The following is a 14698-nucleotide window of genomic DNA, read 5'->3' as shown; positions in this document are numbered from 1 at the left end:
CATATGACAACGCGCGAATCATTCAGGAGATACCCATGCCCGCGGAAATCCGTAAAACGCTGCTCCACGTCGAGAATACTTTGATAGAAGGCGGCAGGGTAGCAGAGCAGCCCCTGAAGATGATCGCTGCCATCGCTGTGATCAAAAACCCCTGGGCGGGCATGGGATTTGTTGAAGATCTCAAGCCGTCAATTCACGACTGTGCTCCCGGCCTTGGGCGACTGCTGACGGATATGGTGCTTGATTCCACCGGTGGTGGAGACATGATCGAGGGGTATGGCAAAGCGGCAATGGTCGGGCTCAACGGCGAGGTCGAACATGGATCGGCGCTGATCCACACATTGAGGTTCGGAAACTTCTACCGCGAGGCTGTAGGCGCAAAGTCGTATCTCGCTTTCACCAACACACGCGGCCCCGCCAACGCCGCCCTGCAAATTCCGCTGATGGACAAAAACGATGGTGGTCGACGCAGCCACTACCTCACGATCCAGACACAGATTGCAGATGCCCCTGCTGCGGATGAGATCGTGATTGCGCTTGGAGCGTCAATTGGAGGCCGACCGCATCACCGGATCGGCGACCGGTATCAGGACCTGAAGGAATTGGGGCATGACGTCGACAACCCTGCTGCTGTCTGAGCCTTTCGGCAAAGTCGCATTTCGACAAGCCGGGGTTTCCAATGCCGGAAAAGCCGCCCCTTTGGTTTTTGTCCATGGGGTCGGAATGCAGTCGGCCGCATGGGCGCCGCAGCTCAGAGAATTCGCAAAAACCCACCACATCATCGCACTGGACCTACCCGGCCACGGCGGCAGCGATCCAATTCCCACCGGATCGACGCTAAAGGTTTACCTGGACTGGTTCCGTGCGGTTTTGAATGCTTTGGATTTGGGTAGAATAAGCCTTGCGGGTCACTCCATGGGGGCCCTTATTGCTGGAGGTTTTGCGGTGCGCCATCCAGAAAGGCTGGAACGGGTTGCTCTGCTCAATGGGGTATTCTGTCGTGACGCGAACGCGAGCGCCTCGGTCAAGGCACGAGCCGACTTGATCGAGACGGGCGCCTTTGATCTGGAGACACCGCTCAACCGCTGGTTCGGGGACAGCCCGACCGAGCAGTCGGCAAGAGCACAGGTGGCGGAATGGCTCGGGGCGGTTAACATGGAAGGCTATGCAACGGCTTATTCGGCCTTTGCGCATGGTGACGCGACTTATGCGGAAGGGTTCGCCAACATCCCCTGCCCGCTGCTGGCGCTGACCGGAGAGGCGGACCCCAACTCTACGCCAGCGATGTCTCAGGCCATGGCAGATGCCGCCCCGCGCGGCTGGGCCGTTATCATAGAGAATCACCGCCACATGGTGAATCTGACGGCCCCGGAATCCGTCAATGCCGCGTTGCAGGAATGGCTGCACACCTCAACCGAGGAGATAGATGTCGCATGATACAGTTTGACACCCGGATGCTGAGTAATCCGCGCGCTCTGCGCACTGCGTTTGGTAGCTTCATGACCGGCGTTACTGTTGTCACCACGGTTGACGACGGGGATGAACCCTTAGGGTTCACCGCAAACTCTTTTACATCTGTGTCTCTTGAGCCGCCGCTTGTCCTGGTTTGTCTGGCCAATACATCCAGAAACTATGACACCTTCGCCAATACACAGAAATTTGCGATCAATATTCTGTCTGAGGCGCAGATTGACGTGTCCAATACATTCGCTCGCCCGGTAGAGGATCGTTTTGCAGCAGTCGATTGGCAGAATGGCCCCCATGGCTCGCCAATTCTGGATGGGGTTTCAGCGTGGTTCGATTGCGCGATGAACAAGACCGTGGATGCGGGTGATCACCTGATCCTGATCGGCGAAGTCAAAGCCTTTGATCACACTATCGCGCCCGGATTGGGTTACGCGCGCGGCGCGTATGTCACACCGGCAGCAGAGGTCGAAGCTCTGAGCAGGCGAACCGATATGGTGGTGTCTGCCTTGATCGAACAAGACGGCAAAGTTCTTCTGGTAGACAATGAACTTGGCCACCTCACGTTGCCCCTGACAGAGGACGTGTCGAAAGGTGCGAACAGCGCTTTGGCGAAGCTGATTTCGGACACCGGTGTCAATGCCGAGCCGGGTTTCATTTACTCAGTTTACGAAGATGAAGCGCGCAAACACCAACACATCGTCTTTCTGTGTCAGGCTGCAGGTGGTGCGCCGATCAAAGGCGTATTCACCGAACTGAGCGAGTCGACGCTGACAGATATCGCTGATCCGGCAATGTGCACCATGTTGGAGCGCTTCGCGCAGGAAAGCCGCATGGGAAATTTCGGGGTGTATTTTGGCAACGAAGTGGTCGGAGAGGTGAAGCCGATCATTGATGGGAGAAAGTGAGCATGAAGTTCTCGTTATTCGCGCACATGGAACGCATTTCGGAGGAACAGGATCAGCGGCAGCTTTACGAAGAGTTCCTTCAGATATGCAAGATCGCGGACGACGGTGGGATGCATGCGATTTGGACTGGCGAACACCATGGCATGAATTTTACCATCGCACCCAACCCGTTTCTGAGTTTGGTTGACGTCGCACGTCACACAAAACACGTCCGACTGGGGACCGGCACCGTTGTCGCGCCCTTCTGGCATCCAATCCGACTGGCGGGTGAAGCGGCCATGACTGACATCATTACGGATGGGCGTCTTGATTTGGGCGTTGCCCGTGGTGCGTACAGTTTTGAGTATGAGCGGCTTATGCCGGGAATGGACGCCTGGGAGGCAGGCCAGCGTATGCGCGAGCTTGTCCCGGCGGTGAAGGCCTTGTGGGAGGGTGACTACGAACACGACGGGCAATTCACACAATTCCCTAAAACGACGTCATCCCCCAAACCGCTGCAACCAAACGGCCCGCCAATCTGGGTCGCAGCGCGAGATCCGAACAGCCATGAGTTTGCCGTTTCGAATGGCTGCAACGTGCAGGTCACACCATTGTGGAACGGGGACGACGAGGTCGAGAACCTGATGTCGAAATTCAACGCGGCCTGCCAGAAATTTCCCGAAGTCCCACGCCCCAAGATCATGTTGCTGCGACATACCTACGTGGCAGAGGACGAGGCCGATGCAAAGCTTGCCGCCAAAGAGTTGAACCGCTTTTTCTGCTATTTCGGCGCTTGGTTCATGAACAAGCGCGAGATCACTCAAGGCCTGATTGACCCCCTCACCGACGAAGACATCGCGGCGCACCCGTTTTATACGCCTGACGCCATGGAGCGGGATCTTGTGGTTGGCACAGCTGAAACCGTGATCGAGCGTATCCGCATATCGGAAGCGCTGGGTTATGATGAGTATTCATTTTGGATCGACAGCAGCATGAGCTTTGAACGCAAGAAGGCTTCGCTTGAGCGGTTCATCAAAGATGTCATGCCGGCATTTCATTGAGGGCTCGGGATAGATGCAGCAGTTTCAGCAATACATAGACGGTGAGTTTTCAAACGGTTCTGCACGGTTTGAAAGTCGAGATCCGGCAAGCGGCGCCGTTTGGGCGATGATGCCCGAGGCCAAAGCCGCAGATGTAAACGCGGCCGTAGATGCGGCCGAGGCTGCATTCTTCGCGCCGGAATGGGCAAACATGACTGCTACGGCCCGGGGAAAGCTGCTGTATCGGCTGGCTGATCTGGTCGAAGAAAACGCTCAGACCCTGGCCGCGCTGGAAACCCGTGATACGGGTAAGATCATTCGCGAAACCTCTGCGCAGGTAGCTTATGTTGCCGAATACTATCGATACTACGCGGGTCTTGCAGACAAAATCGAAGGCGCGCATTTACCGATCGACAAGCCGGACATGGAGGTCTGGCTGCGCCGGGAACCGGTCGGCGTGGTTGCCGCGGTCGTCCCGTGGAATTCACAATTATTCCTGTCCGCAGTGAAGATCGGCCCTGCTTTGGCGGCTGGTTGCACGGTCGTTCTGAAAGCTTCAGAAGACGGCCCGGCACCGATGCTTGAATTTGCCCGCATCTTTGATCAGGCAGGTTTCCCAAAGGGCGTTCTCAACATAATCACCGGTTTTGGCGCAGATTGCGGCGCTGTCCTGACCAGCCACCCAAAAGTCGACCACGTTGCATTTACCGGCGGGCCGGAAACTGCACGCCATGTAGTGCGTAATTCTGCCGAGAACCTTGCGTCCACTTCGCTGGAACTCGGCGGCAAATCGCCCTTCATTGTGTTCGAAGACGCCGACATCGAAAGCGCCGTAAACGCTCAGGTCTCGGGCATTTTTGCAGCCACGGGTCAAAGCTGTGTCGCTGGTTCGCGGCTTATCGTTTCCAATAAGATCAAAACTGTGTTCCTGGCCCGCCTCAAAGAAAAAGCCGAAAGCGTGGTGATCGGAAACCCAGATGACATGGCAACGGAAGTTGGGCCATTGTGCACTTCGGGTCAGATCAGCAAGGCGACAGACCTGATCGCGGCGTCGGAAGCGGCTGGCGCCAGTGTCATCACAGGCGGCAAGGCAGCGGATCGTGAGGGGTACTATTTCCCACCGACAATCATCGATTGCTCGGATGCCCCGGACGCCCCATGCCTGACGAATGAATTCTTCGGGCCAGTCTTGTCCGTCGTCGGCTTTAACACTGAAGCAGAAGCTTTGCGGTTGGCCAATGACACTGAATTCGGGCTGGCATCCGGGTTGTTCACAAAGGATCTGACCCGGGCACATCGAATGATGCGCGGCTTGCGCGCCGGGATAGTGTGGGTGAACACATATCGCGCGGTTAGCCCAGTTGCGCCTTTTGGCGGACATGGGCTTTCGGGTCACGGGAGAGAGGGCGGATTGCAGGCGGCACTGGACTATACCAAAGTTAAAGCGGTCTGGCTGCGCACAAGCGATGACCCGATCCCCGATCCCTTTGTTATGCGCTAGCGAACACTATCAACTGCTGAAACAGACCGGTGTCCAAACCATCGACCAACGCTGCGCTGGCGCGATTGGGTTGGTCTTACGGGTGGTCGACGGCGCGACATCTCAGACCTATTGTGGCCATGGCATCCCATGTATCGGTCAGCGGCAGTCGTTTTCCCGCGACGGAAGCCGGGACGCCGGCATCGCCCATCGAAAACAAACTGAGTTGACACAATTCCGTCAATCGGATCACGTCATTGGATCGAGTTCTCGGAGCGGGCATGCAGATCATCAACAATCCTCATCGGGCGGGTCAAAAAATTGTTCCCTCCGCACCTTACCCATCAACGGATGCGGCCAGAGTGGCGGACTTGCTATCTGCGTGCCCAGCGGCGAAGGAAACACCTCTGGTCGACGCCAGTGAGTTAGCACCAGTTTCTCAGTTTTGGGTCAAGGACGAGCGCACTCGAATGAACCTTGGGTCGTTCAAAGCCCTTGGCGCGGCGTATGTGATTGCTCGTCACGCCGCAGAAAAAGCAAGCAAACCAGGCGCAAACACGCTGGCTGGCACAACCTACGTCACTGCCAGTGCTGGAAACCATGGAATGAGCGTCGCAGCTGGCGCCAAAATGTTCGGTGCAAAGGCAGTCGTACATATTGCCGACACCGTTCCCGAGAGCTTTGCCCAACGCCTGCGCGCCCAAAATGCGGACGTTGTACGCAGCGGCGCCGACTACGCCGCCAGCATGGAAGCAGCAAGCGCGGCAGCCAGGGAAAACGGATGGATTCTCTTGTCGGATAGTTCGTGGGATGGCTATTTTGAACTGCCGCAAATTTTGATGGAGGGGTACCTGCAAATGGCGGCAGAAGCGGCGGGACAATGTCCTGAGCCGCCCACGCATATACTCCTGCAGGCTGGTGTTGGCGGTTTAGCCGGAGCAGTCTCAGCTTACGCGCGAACAGTTTGGGGCAACGCGCCTAAGATCATCGTGGTCGAACCCGAGGCCGCTCCTGCCTTGCAAGCAAGCATTTCGGCCGGAAAGTGCGTCTTTGCGGATGGGCCGGACAGCATCATGGGGCGACTGGATTGCAAAGAGCCTTCACTGATCGCATTGAATGGGTTGGCCAGAGACGCCGATCTCTTCCTGACGCTGACCGACGAGGAAGTGGCCCAGCAATTGGACGTGATCGCGGATGCGGGGCTGGAAACAACGGCGTCCGGCGGCGCAGGGATAGCGGCCGTAATGAATGACGAGGCCAGACAGGCAATGGCAATCGATGACCGGTCGCGCGTTTTGTGCGTTCTATCGGAGATCGCGGAATGAGGGGGTTCGAGCAGACCGAATTCGAAACGCGCACAAAACGCGCACAAGAGTTGATGGAAGCAGCCGGTCTCTCTGCCTTATTGCTGACCACCGAAACGGACGTGCGTTACTTCACTGGGTACCTGACCCGTTTCTGGGAAAGCCCGACGCGTCCCTGGTATCTGATTGTCCCCGCCAAGGGAAAACCTGTTGCCGTGATCCCGTCTATCGGGGCCGCGCTCATGGGTCAGACATGGATCGATGACATCCGAAGCTGGAGTTCACCAGATTTGAGGGACGACGGTGTTTCGCTTTTGGCAGATGCTCTGACGGAACTGACACCACTAGATGGTCGCGTCGGAATGCCTGATGGTCATGAGACCCATGCGCGTATGCCCTTGGCAGATATTGAGCGTTTACGTGGAAAACTCGGCACGCGCGGGATAGTGGGCGATAACGGTATTCTGCGCGCCCTGCGCATTGTCAAATCCGCAGCCGAGATTGCCAAGATTGAGACCGCTTGTGGCATTGCTGGCCGGGCCTTTGCACGTGTTCCCGAGATCGCCAAAGCCGGTGTTCCGCTGGACGAGGTGTTCCGCAAGTTTCAAATACTCTGTCTGGAAGAAGGAGCTGATTGGGTCCCCTACCTGGCCGGTGGAGCAGAACAAGGCGGATATACCGACGTTATCTCACCTGCCCGCCCAACTCCTTTGGTATCAGGAGATGTCTTGATGCTGGACACAGGATTGGTTTGGGATGGGTATTTTTCTGATTTCGACCGCAACTGGTCCGTTGGTCCAGCGAATTCTGACGTGAAATCCGCCCATGCCAGGCTCATCGAAGCCTCGGACGCCGCGCTCGATATCGCCCAGCCGGGCGCAACCGCCGCGGACTTGTTTCACGCTATGAACAACATCCTTACCAAAGATGCAGAAGGCACGGATGCAGGACGGTTGGGACACGGGTTGGGGATGTCGCTGACTGAATGGCCCTCTCTCATTCCGACCGATGACACTGTTCTTGAGGCGGGCATGGTTCTGACACTGGAGCCGGGCATAGCTGTCGGTGGCAAGATACTGGTTCATGAAGAGAACATCGTTGTTACGGATGGGAAACCGCGCTTTTTAAGCCCGCGTATCGGGTCGGAGATGATCGAACTATGACACACATTCCGTACACCCTGGACCAGGACGATCCGCAAGCCTCACCGCTTGGCCTGATTGTGCTGCAGACGGATGAAACGCTCGAGCCGGAGTTCAGCGCGTATTTCTCGGATCGAAAATACCCGATCCACGTGACCCGAATTCCGAGTGGCACCGAAGTGACCACGGACAGCCTGGCTGAAATGGAAACTGCCTTGCCTGCGGCTGCGGAATTGCTCCCCAGCGCAAGGCCTTACCGTGTTGTGGGGTACGGGTGCACATCGGCAAGTTCGGTCATCGGATCCGAACGTGTGGCGCAACTTGTCAAACAAACCTGCAACACGGCCGAGGTCACAAATCCGTTGCGCGCAGCCGCGGCGTGTGCCGAAAGCCTTGGTGTTTCGAAATTCGCGTTGTTGTCTCCCTATATTGAAGAGGTCAACGTGCCTCTGCGCCGGGCCTTTGCAGAGAGCGGGATAACGACCGATGTGTTTGGCACATTCGGAGAAGCCGAAGAAGCCAAGGTCGTTCGGATTTCCAATCAATCCGTGGTCGAGGCGGCAACACGGCTGGGATCAGATCCAACGGTGGATGCAATTTTCCTGAGTTGCACCAACCTTAGAACCCGTGACGCTATTCCAGAGATTCGCGCAAGAATTGGTAAACCTGTGCTTTCCAGCAATCAAAGTCTAGCATGGCATATGAGACATCTGAATTGCACCAATTGAATTCTCAATCCGACACCTAAGCCCGCAAATATCGTATTCACTGTTGCAATACGTATGCCGCTCGGTCTTTACTGATGCCTACTGATCAATGAAATCCGATGCTTTCGGATAATCATTTGACGAAACAGGGGGTCTTGTGACCGAAACAACGAACGACGCCGCGTTTGTCGAATTTCAACGCGTTCAAAAGTCTTATGATGGCGAAATTCTCGTCGTAAAAGACCTCAATCTGGCACTGCCGAAGGGCGAATTTCTGACGATGCTCGGGCCTTCGGGATCGGGCAAGACGACCTGTCTGATGATGCTTGCCGGGTTTGAAACCGCAACCCATGGTGAAATCCTTCTTGATGGACGCCCCATCAACAATATCCCGCCGCACAAACGCGGCATCGGGATGGTGTTCCAGAACTATGCCTTGTTCCCGCACATGACGGTGGCCGAGAACCTCTCGTTTCCGCTTGAGGTTCGCAAGCTGGGCAAATCCGAACGCGAGGCAAAAGTAAAACGCGCGCTGGACATGGTTCAGATGGGCGAATTCGGAAGCCGCCGCCCTGCGCAACTGTCGGGTGGACAGCAACAGCGGATCGCATTGGCGCGTGCCCTGGTGTTCGAGCCCGAGCTGGTTTTGATGGATGAACCGCTGGGCGCGCTGGACAAGCAGCTTCGCGAACACATGCAATTCGAAATCACGCGCCTTGCGCATGAGTTGGGGATCACCACCGTTTACGTGACACACGATCAGACCGAAGCTCTGACGATGTCCGATCGTGTTGCGGTGTTTGACGACGGGCGTATTCAGCAGCTTGCACCGCCTGATCAACTGTATGAAGAGCCGGAAAACAGCTTCGTCGCACAGTTCATCGGTGAGAACAACACCATGGAAGGTGTCGTGAAATCGATCGACGGCGACACATGCCTTGTCCAGCTGGATGATGGCTCGGAAATTGATGCTGTTCCGATCAATGTCCACAAACCCGGCGAGCGGACCAAAGTGTCGATCCGGCCCGAACGCGTTGAATTCAACAAAGACCGCCTGCATGCGGATGCGCATACCCTGAAAGCAACCGTCAAAGAGTTCATTTATATGGGCGACGTGTTTCGGTTCCGCATGTCGGTGGCAGGTAATGATGAATTCATCGTCAAAACCCGAAATGCGCCGGACGCCGTCCGCCTGACCCCAGGTCAGGAGATCGAGATTGGCTGGCTGGCCCAGGATTGTCGTGCGCTCGACGCATAGACCAAGCTGCGCGAGACAAGCGGAGCCAAGCTGAGGGACCGGCTGATGAAAACCCGTGCATCAGCCGACCATACAACAAACGGGAAGTACTGGGAGTAACACATGAAACCAACAACAACTTTATTGACGGCAGTCGCCCTTGCGGCCGTTGCGGGGGCATCTGCTGCCGAAGAAATGACCATCGTGTCTTGGGGTGGCGCCTATTCCAAGTCGCAGCTTAAGGCGTATCACGAGCCCTATTCGGAAAAGACCGGTGTCACCATTCTGAACGACGACAGCTCGAACGAGGCCGTTGCCAAGCTGCGCGCGATGAACGAAGCGGGCAACATCACCTGGGACGTGGTTGACGTGGTCGCAGCAGACGCGATCCGCTTGTGCGACGAAGGCTTGGCGCTTGAGATCGATTTCGACAGCCAACTGGCTGCAGCCCCGGATGGCACGCCTGCCTCCGAGGATTTTGGTGACCTTCTGGTCAGCGACTGCTTTATCCCGCAGATCGTATATTCGACCACCTTTGGCTATCGTACCGATCTGGTGGGCGACACCCCGCCAACCGACATCTGCGCCGTGTTCGATCTGGAAACCTATCCGGGCAAGCGCTCGCTCGAGAAGCGCCCGATCAACAACATGGAATGGGCTCTGCTCTGTGACGGTGTAGCCAAAGATGACGTCTATGACGTTCTTGCTACCCCGGAAGGGCAAGACCAAGCACTTGCCAAGCTGGGCACCATCAAGGACAGCGTTGTCTGGTGGTCTGCAGGTGCAGACACGCCGCAATTGCTGGCGGATGGCGAAGTCATCATGGGTTCGACCTACAACGGCCGTTTGTTCAGCGTGATCGAAGAACAGAAGCAGCCCGTAGCTATGCTGTGGGACGCACAGGTGTTTGACCTTGACGGCTGGATCATCCCCGCCGGCCTGAGCGAAGAGCGTCAGCAGCGTGCGCTGGACTACATCATGTTCGCAACCGACACCCAGCGTCTGGCGGATCAGGCCAAGTACATCTCGTACGGCCCGGCCCGTGCCTCGTCGGCTCCGCTGGTCGGCCAGCACGCCGATCTGGGCATCGAAATGGCACCTCATATGCCGACCGATCCGGAAAACGCCAAGAACACGTTCCTGTATAACTACGAGTTCTGGGCGGATTACCGCGACGATATCGACGCCAAATTCCAGGCGTGGCTGGCGCAATAAGCGTCTGATTTCCTAAGATTGTCGGGGGCGATCAGTCGCCCCCGGCCCCAAAAGCACCCAAGGGGCACTGATGACTGACGCCACCCAACAAAACTCCGGTCCGATGCTGGCCGCCGATGGAACACCGCTCAAGCAATCACTGGCGCGGTCGCTGCGACGGCAGAAACTTCGGGCTCTGATGCTGGTGGCACCGCTTCTGCTGTTCGTGATGTTCTCGTTCATTGTGCCCATTGCCTCGATGCTGTTCCGGTCGGTGGAAAACAGCATCGTCCAGGAAACGCTGCCGCTGACGGTCGAGGCGCTGCAGGACTGGGATGAGACCAGCGGCGAATTGCCGGAGGAGGCAGTCTATGACGCCTTTGTCCGAGATATGGTCGTGGCCGTCGACAACAAGACACATACCCGACTGGGCTCGCGTCTGAACTACGAAGAGACCGGCATGTCTTCGATGTTCCGCCGCTCGGGTCGGAAAATGGGCAAGCTGGACCCCGAAACAGACGGGCCGTTCAAGGAACAGGTGATCGAGATTCACGATGGCTGGGGTGAGCCGCAGACATGGGCGGTGATCAAGACCCACTCACCTGCCATCACCAACGGCTATTTCCTGAACGCGGTCGACATGCGCCGCACCCCCGAAGGCGCGCAATCACAGCCCGAGGACAAACAGATTCTGATCAAACTCTTTGGTCGTACACTGTTCATGTCCCTGGTGATCACCGGGGCCTGCATCCTGCTGGCCTATCCGGTCAGCTACCTGCTGGCGACCCTGCCGATGCGGGTCTCGAACCTGCTGATGATCCTGGTACTTCTGCCTTTCTGGACATCCCTTCTGGTGCGAACCTCGGCCTGGAAGGTCATGCTACAACAGCAGGGTGTGATCAATGACACGCTGGTCTGGCTGGGGTTGGTTGCCGATGATGCCCGGTTGATCATCATCAATAACCAGATCGGCACAATCACTGCCATGACGCACATCCTTTTGCCGTTCATGATTCTACCGATGTATTCGGTGATGCAGACCATCCCGCCGTCATACACGCGCGCAGCAAAGTCCATGGGGGCGACCAACTGGACAACGTTCTGGCGTATTTACTTCCCGCAATCCATTCCAGGCATCGGTGCGGGCTCGATCCTCGTGTTCATTCTGGCAATTGGCTACTACATCACCCCCGAAATTGTGGGCGGCACCAAGGGCGTATTCATCTCGAACCGGATCGCCTATCACATCTCGTCCTCGCTGAACTGGGGGCTTGCCGCGGCCTTGGGTACGATCCTACTGGGCGTCGTGCTGTTGCTCTACTGGGTCTACGACAAAATCGTGGGCATCGATAACGTGAAGTTGGGATAATCAATATGGCCGCACTCACACCGATATCCCGCAAGCCGATGTCCATGGTTCTGCCCAGCGTTGCCTTGGCAGGTGCCTTCGCAGGCATCTTCGTTGGCGCAGGCAACGGTTCAGTCTTTCTGGGAATTCTGGGCGGAGCGGTCCTGATATCCGCATTGGCCTGGGTCTACATAAACATACTGAAAAACGAAAACCTTGCCCGCTGGATCACCATCCTGGGCTTCGGCATTGTGGGCTTTTTTGCTTCCGGCCTGGTGGGCGGCGTTCTTGGCCTTTTGGGCGGCTGGTTCTTCAGTTGGTTCATCTATTGGCTTTATGAAGGGCGGTATCGTCGCAAACTGCTGCCCTATCTGACGGCTCAGCAGGTCTTTTATCACTACCTGTTCCGAGTCATCTGCGGCGCAATTTTTGTCTTCCTGATCACGCCGATCCTTGTGGTTCTGCCGCTGTCTTTCAACGCACAGGACTTCTTTACCTTCACACCCGAGATGCTGCGGCTGGATCCCGAAGGGTATTCGCTTAAACACTACCGGGACTTCTTCACCAACAACGAATGGCAGCGCAGCTTCAAGAACTCGCTGATCATCGCGCCGATAGCGACGATCATTTCGGTCTCGCTGGGGACTTTGGCCGCCATCGGGCTTAGCCAATCCCACGTCCCGGGGCGCCGGGCGATCATGGGCATCCTGATTTCTCCTATGATCGTCCCTTTAATCATCTCGGCGACGGGCATGTTCTTTTTCTACAGCGACATCGGACGGTTCCTCGAAGGTACGCTGGGCATGAACAAGAACATTGTGGGCTACCTGAAAGTCATCCTGGCACACGCCGTTCTGGGTATTCCATTTGTCATCATCACCGTGACTGCGACGCTGGTCGGCTTTGATCGCTCGCTGACACGCGCCGCGGCAAATATGGGGGCCGGTCCGGTCCGCACCTTCTTCAAGATCCAGATGCCGCTGATCTTGCCGGGCGTGATCTCAGGCGGTCTGTTCGCATTCATCACCTCATTCGATGAAGTTGTTGTGGTGCTGTTTGTGGGTTCCGCCAGTCAGAAGACTCTGCCCTGGCAGATGTTCACGGGTCTGCGCGAACAGATCAGCCCAACCATTCTGGCGGTTGCGACGATCCTTGTGGTCCTCTCGATTGCGTTGCTGACAACCGTTGAACTGCTGCGGCGCCGCTCGGAACGGTTGCGGGGTCTCTCTCCCGCTTGACGGAGCAATCTGTCTGATTTAACGATTCACCCGTTCATCCCCGCCGCGATGGCGTCGCGGCTCTCACGGGGATGATCGGCTCTCGGACCCCGAGACCGCCTGTCCTGAACGCCGGGACATGTGGCCGGGTTTTGCACATCCGGCAAAGTTGAGAGACCAGAGATGACAGATACGTCCAACCGCCCCGAATTCTTCACCTGCCACAATGGCGACAAAGCCCCGCTGCCGTTCAGCAAGGCCGAGTATGATCGCCGCCTGACTGCACTGCGCGCTATCATGGCAAAACGGGATATCCCTGTGGTTCTGCTGACCTCGATGCAGAACATCGCCTATTACTCGGGCTTTCTGTACTGCACCTTCGGCCGACCCTATGGCTGCGTTGTCACGCAGGATACTTGCACCACCGTTTCGGCAAATATCGATGCCGGGCAACCCTGGCGTCGATCAGTCGAAGACAACGTGATCTACACCGACTGGAAGCGCGACAATTATTGGCGCGCGGTTGCCAGCCTGATTGGGAATGCCAAACGGGTCGGCATCGAAAGCGATCACATGACGCTCGCGGTGCGCGACACGGCGCTGAACATGCTGGGTGGGCCCGAGCTGCTCGACATTGCGCCCGACACAATGGCTGCCCGCATGGTCAAGTCCGCAGAGGAGATCGAACTGATCAAAGGCGGTGCCCGAACCGCCGACGTTGGCGGCGCGGCTATTCACGCCGCGATCCGCGAGGGCGCAACTGAGATAGAGATTGCCATGGCAGGACGCGACGCCATGGAAGCCGAAATCGCCCGGGCCTATCCGGACGCCGAGTACCGCGACACCTGGGTTTGGTTCCAATCCGGTCTGAACACAGACGGCGCACACAATCCTGTCACCAAACGCGCCTTGCAAAAGGGTGATATCCTGTCACTGAACACCTTCCCAATGATCTCGGGCTATTACACGGCCTTGGAACGCACTTTGTTTCTGGGAGAACCGGACGCAGACAGCCTGCGCCTTTGGAAGGCCAACGTTGCTGCACATGAACTGGGTCTCAGCCTGATCAAACCCGGGGCCACCTGTTCCGGCATCACTGCCGAGATCAACCGCTTCTTTGCGGACGAAGGCCTGCTGCAATTCCGCTCATTCGGTTATGGCCATTCCTTTGGCATTCTCAGCCACTACTATGGGCGCGAGGCAGGGCTGGAGTTGCGCGAGGATATCGACACGGTACTCGAGCCTGGCATGGTTGTGTCCATCGAACCGATGCTGTGGATTCCCGAAGGACAGCCTGGTGCGGGCGGCTACCGTGAACATGATATCCTCGTTGTCGGCGAGGACGGGGCCGAGAATATCACCGGATTCCCATATGGTCCGGGTCATAACATCATCGGTGCCTGATCTAAACGGGTGGAGCATGTGCTCCACCCTATTTCAAGCGCCTCGGCTGCACGCAGAGTTGGGCCAAGAATATTCAGCAGGAGTATTGCTTGCCTCAGTTTCGCCCGAGCAAGCCAGCGCCTCGCAATATTCGCCCCATACAAACTCGGCCGCGAAGCCGCACAAAATTAGCTAGTTATTCGATAAAACTACCTGATTGCTTCCTGGAGCTAGAATACGAGCACCTTCCGCCCCTGTTGAAACTGGCTATTATCGAACCTTGGGTAAAGGTTTG

At 56.9% G+C, this 14698-nt stretch carries 13 protein-coding genes; all 13 read left to right on the top strand.

The features are described from left to right. Positions 1-35: 35 nt before the first annotated feature. The 13 genes from AC2TDA_RS07555 to AC2TDA_RS07495 all read left to right on the top strand — a co-directional run bounded on the left by AC2TDA_RS07555 (position 36) and on the right by AC2TDA_RS07495 (position 14424). Positions 36-638, top strand: coding sequence for an amino acid synthesis family protein (locus AC2TDA_RS07555; protein ID WP_480845171.1), 603 nt, complete (start codon positions 36-38; stop codon positions 636-638). After that, the gene (locus tag AC2TDA_RS07550) at positions 610-1437 is read left to right on the top strand and encodes an alpha/beta fold hydrolase (protein ID WP_480877572.1); all 828 of its coding nucleotides are present in this window, start codon (positions 610-612) and stop codon (positions 1435-1437) included. The genes AC2TDA_RS07555 and AC2TDA_RS07550 overlap by 29 nt, the downstream gene beginning before the upstream one ends. Then, positions 1434-2372 (top strand): flavin reductase, encoded by a 939-nt coding sequence (locus AC2TDA_RS07545; RefSeq protein WP_480877574.1) that lies wholly within the window; start codon positions 1434-1436, stop codon positions 2370-2372. Before AC2TDA_RS07550 ends, AC2TDA_RS07545 begins: the two co-directional genes overlap by 4 nt. A gap of 2 nt (positions 2373-2374) precedes the next feature. After that, positions 2375-3412 carry an LLM class flavin-dependent oxidoreductase gene (locus tag AC2TDA_RS07540; protein WP_480877576.1) on the top strand — a complete coding sequence of 346 codons (1038 nt, stop codon included), beginning with the start codon at positions 2375-2377 and terminating at the stop codon, positions 3410-3412. A 13-nt stretch (positions 3413-3425) separates the two neighbouring features. After that, complete coding sequence (locus AC2TDA_RS07535) at positions 3426-4892, top strand: aldehyde dehydrogenase (protein WP_480877578.1); 1467 nt, start codon at positions 3426-3428, stop codon at positions 4890-4892. 260 nt (positions 4893-5152) lie between these two features. Beyond that, positions 5153-6196: a pyridoxal-phosphate dependent enzyme gene (locus AC2TDA_RS07530; protein ID WP_480877580.1), complete on the top strand. Its 1044-nt coding sequence runs from the start codon at positions 5153-5155 to the stop codon at positions 6194-6196. Next, on the top strand, positions 6193-7338 hold the full coding sequence (locus tag AC2TDA_RS07525) for a M24 family metallopeptidase (RefSeq protein ID WP_480877581.1): 1146 nt from the start codon (positions 6193-6195) through the stop codon (positions 7336-7338). Before AC2TDA_RS07530 ends, AC2TDA_RS07525 begins: the two co-directional genes overlap by 4 nt. Then, complete coding sequence (locus AC2TDA_RS07520; RefSeq protein WP_480845160.1) at positions 7335-8045, top strand: maleate cis-trans isomerase family protein; 711 nt, start codon at positions 7335-7337, stop codon at positions 8043-8045. Before AC2TDA_RS07525 ends, AC2TDA_RS07520 begins: the two co-directional genes overlap by 4 nt. 136 nt (positions 8046-8181) lie before the next feature. Continuing rightward, positions 8182-9282, top strand: coding sequence for an ABC transporter ATP-binding protein (locus tag AC2TDA_RS07515; RefSeq protein ID WP_480845159.1), 1101 nt, complete (start codon positions 8182-8184; stop codon positions 9280-9282). Positions 9283-9384: 102 nt separating this feature from the next. After that, the gene (locus tag AC2TDA_RS07510; protein WP_480845158.1) at positions 9385-10476 is read left to right on the top strand and encodes an extracellular solute-binding protein; all 1092 of its coding nucleotides are present in this window, start codon (positions 9385-9387) and stop codon (positions 10474-10476) included. 70 nt (positions 10477-10546) lie between these two features. Beyond that, positions 10547-11824 (top strand): ABC transporter permease, encoded by a 1278-nt coding sequence (locus AC2TDA_RS07505; protein ID WP_480877583.1) that lies wholly within the window; start codon positions 10547-10549, stop codon positions 11822-11824. 5 nt (positions 11825-11829) lie between these two features. Further along, positions 11830-13041, top strand: coding sequence for an ABC transporter permease (locus AC2TDA_RS07500; protein ID WP_480877585.1), 1212 nt, complete (start codon positions 11830-11832; stop codon positions 13039-13041). A 162-nt stretch (positions 13042-13203) separates the two neighbouring features. Next, on the top strand, positions 13204-14424 hold the full coding sequence (locus AC2TDA_RS07495; protein WP_480877587.1) for an aminopeptidase P family protein: 1221 nt from the start codon (positions 13204-13206) through the stop codon (positions 14422-14424). Positions 14425-14698: the final 274 nt, after the last annotated feature.

It is taken from the genome of Ruegeria sp. HKCCD6426 (assembly GCF_057221115.1).
Note: the sequence above shows the minus strand (reverse complement) of the source record. Positions and strands in the feature narration are given on the sequence as shown.

Bases quoted from the DNA above. Each gene is read 5' to 3' on its own strand.
- AC2TDA_RS07520 (WP_480845160.1), top strand. From the start codon at position 7,335: ATGACACACATTCCGTACACCCTGGACCAGGACGATCCGCAAGCCTCA.
- AC2TDA_RS07550 (WP_480877572.1), top strand. From the start codon at position 610: ATGACGTCGACAACCCTGCTGCTGTCTGAGCCTTTCGGCAAAGTCGCA.
- AC2TDA_RS07500 (WP_480877585.1), top strand. From the start codon at position 11,830: ATGGCCGCACTCACACCGATATCCCGCAAGCCGATGTCCATGGTTCTG.
- AC2TDA_RS07510 (WP_480845158.1), top strand. From the start codon at position 9,385: ATGAAACCAACAACAACTTTATTGACGGCAGTCGCCCTTGCGGCCGTT.
- AC2TDA_RS07505 (WP_480877583.1), top strand. From the start codon at position 10,547: ATGACTGACGCCACCCAACAAAACTCCGGTCCGATGCTGGCCGCCGAT.
- AC2TDA_RS07495 (WP_480877587.1), top strand. From the start codon at position 13,204: ATGACAGATACGTCCAACCGCCCCGAATTCTTCACCTGCCACAATGGC.
- AC2TDA_RS07555 (WP_480845171.1), top strand. From the start codon at position 36: ATGCCCGCGGAAATCCGTAAAACGCTGCTCCACGTCGAGAATACTTTG.
- AC2TDA_RS07530 (WP_480877580.1), top strand. From the start codon at position 5,153: ATGCAGATCATCAACAATCCTCATCGGGCGGGTCAAAAAATTGTTCCC.
- AC2TDA_RS07545 (WP_480877574.1), top strand. From the start codon at position 1,434: ATGATACAGTTTGACACCCGGATGCTGAGTAATCCGCGCGCTCTGCGC.
- AC2TDA_RS07540 (WP_480877576.1), top strand. From the start codon at position 2,375: ATGAAGTTCTCGTTATTCGCGCACATGGAACGCATTTCGGAGGAACAG.
- AC2TDA_RS07535 (WP_480877578.1), top strand. From the start codon at position 3,426: ATGCAGCAGTTTCAGCAATACATAGACGGTGAGTTTTCAAACGGTTCT.
- AC2TDA_RS07525 (WP_480877581.1), top strand. From the start codon at position 6,193: ATGAGGGGGTTCGAGCAGACCGAATTCGAAACGCGCACAAAACGCGCA.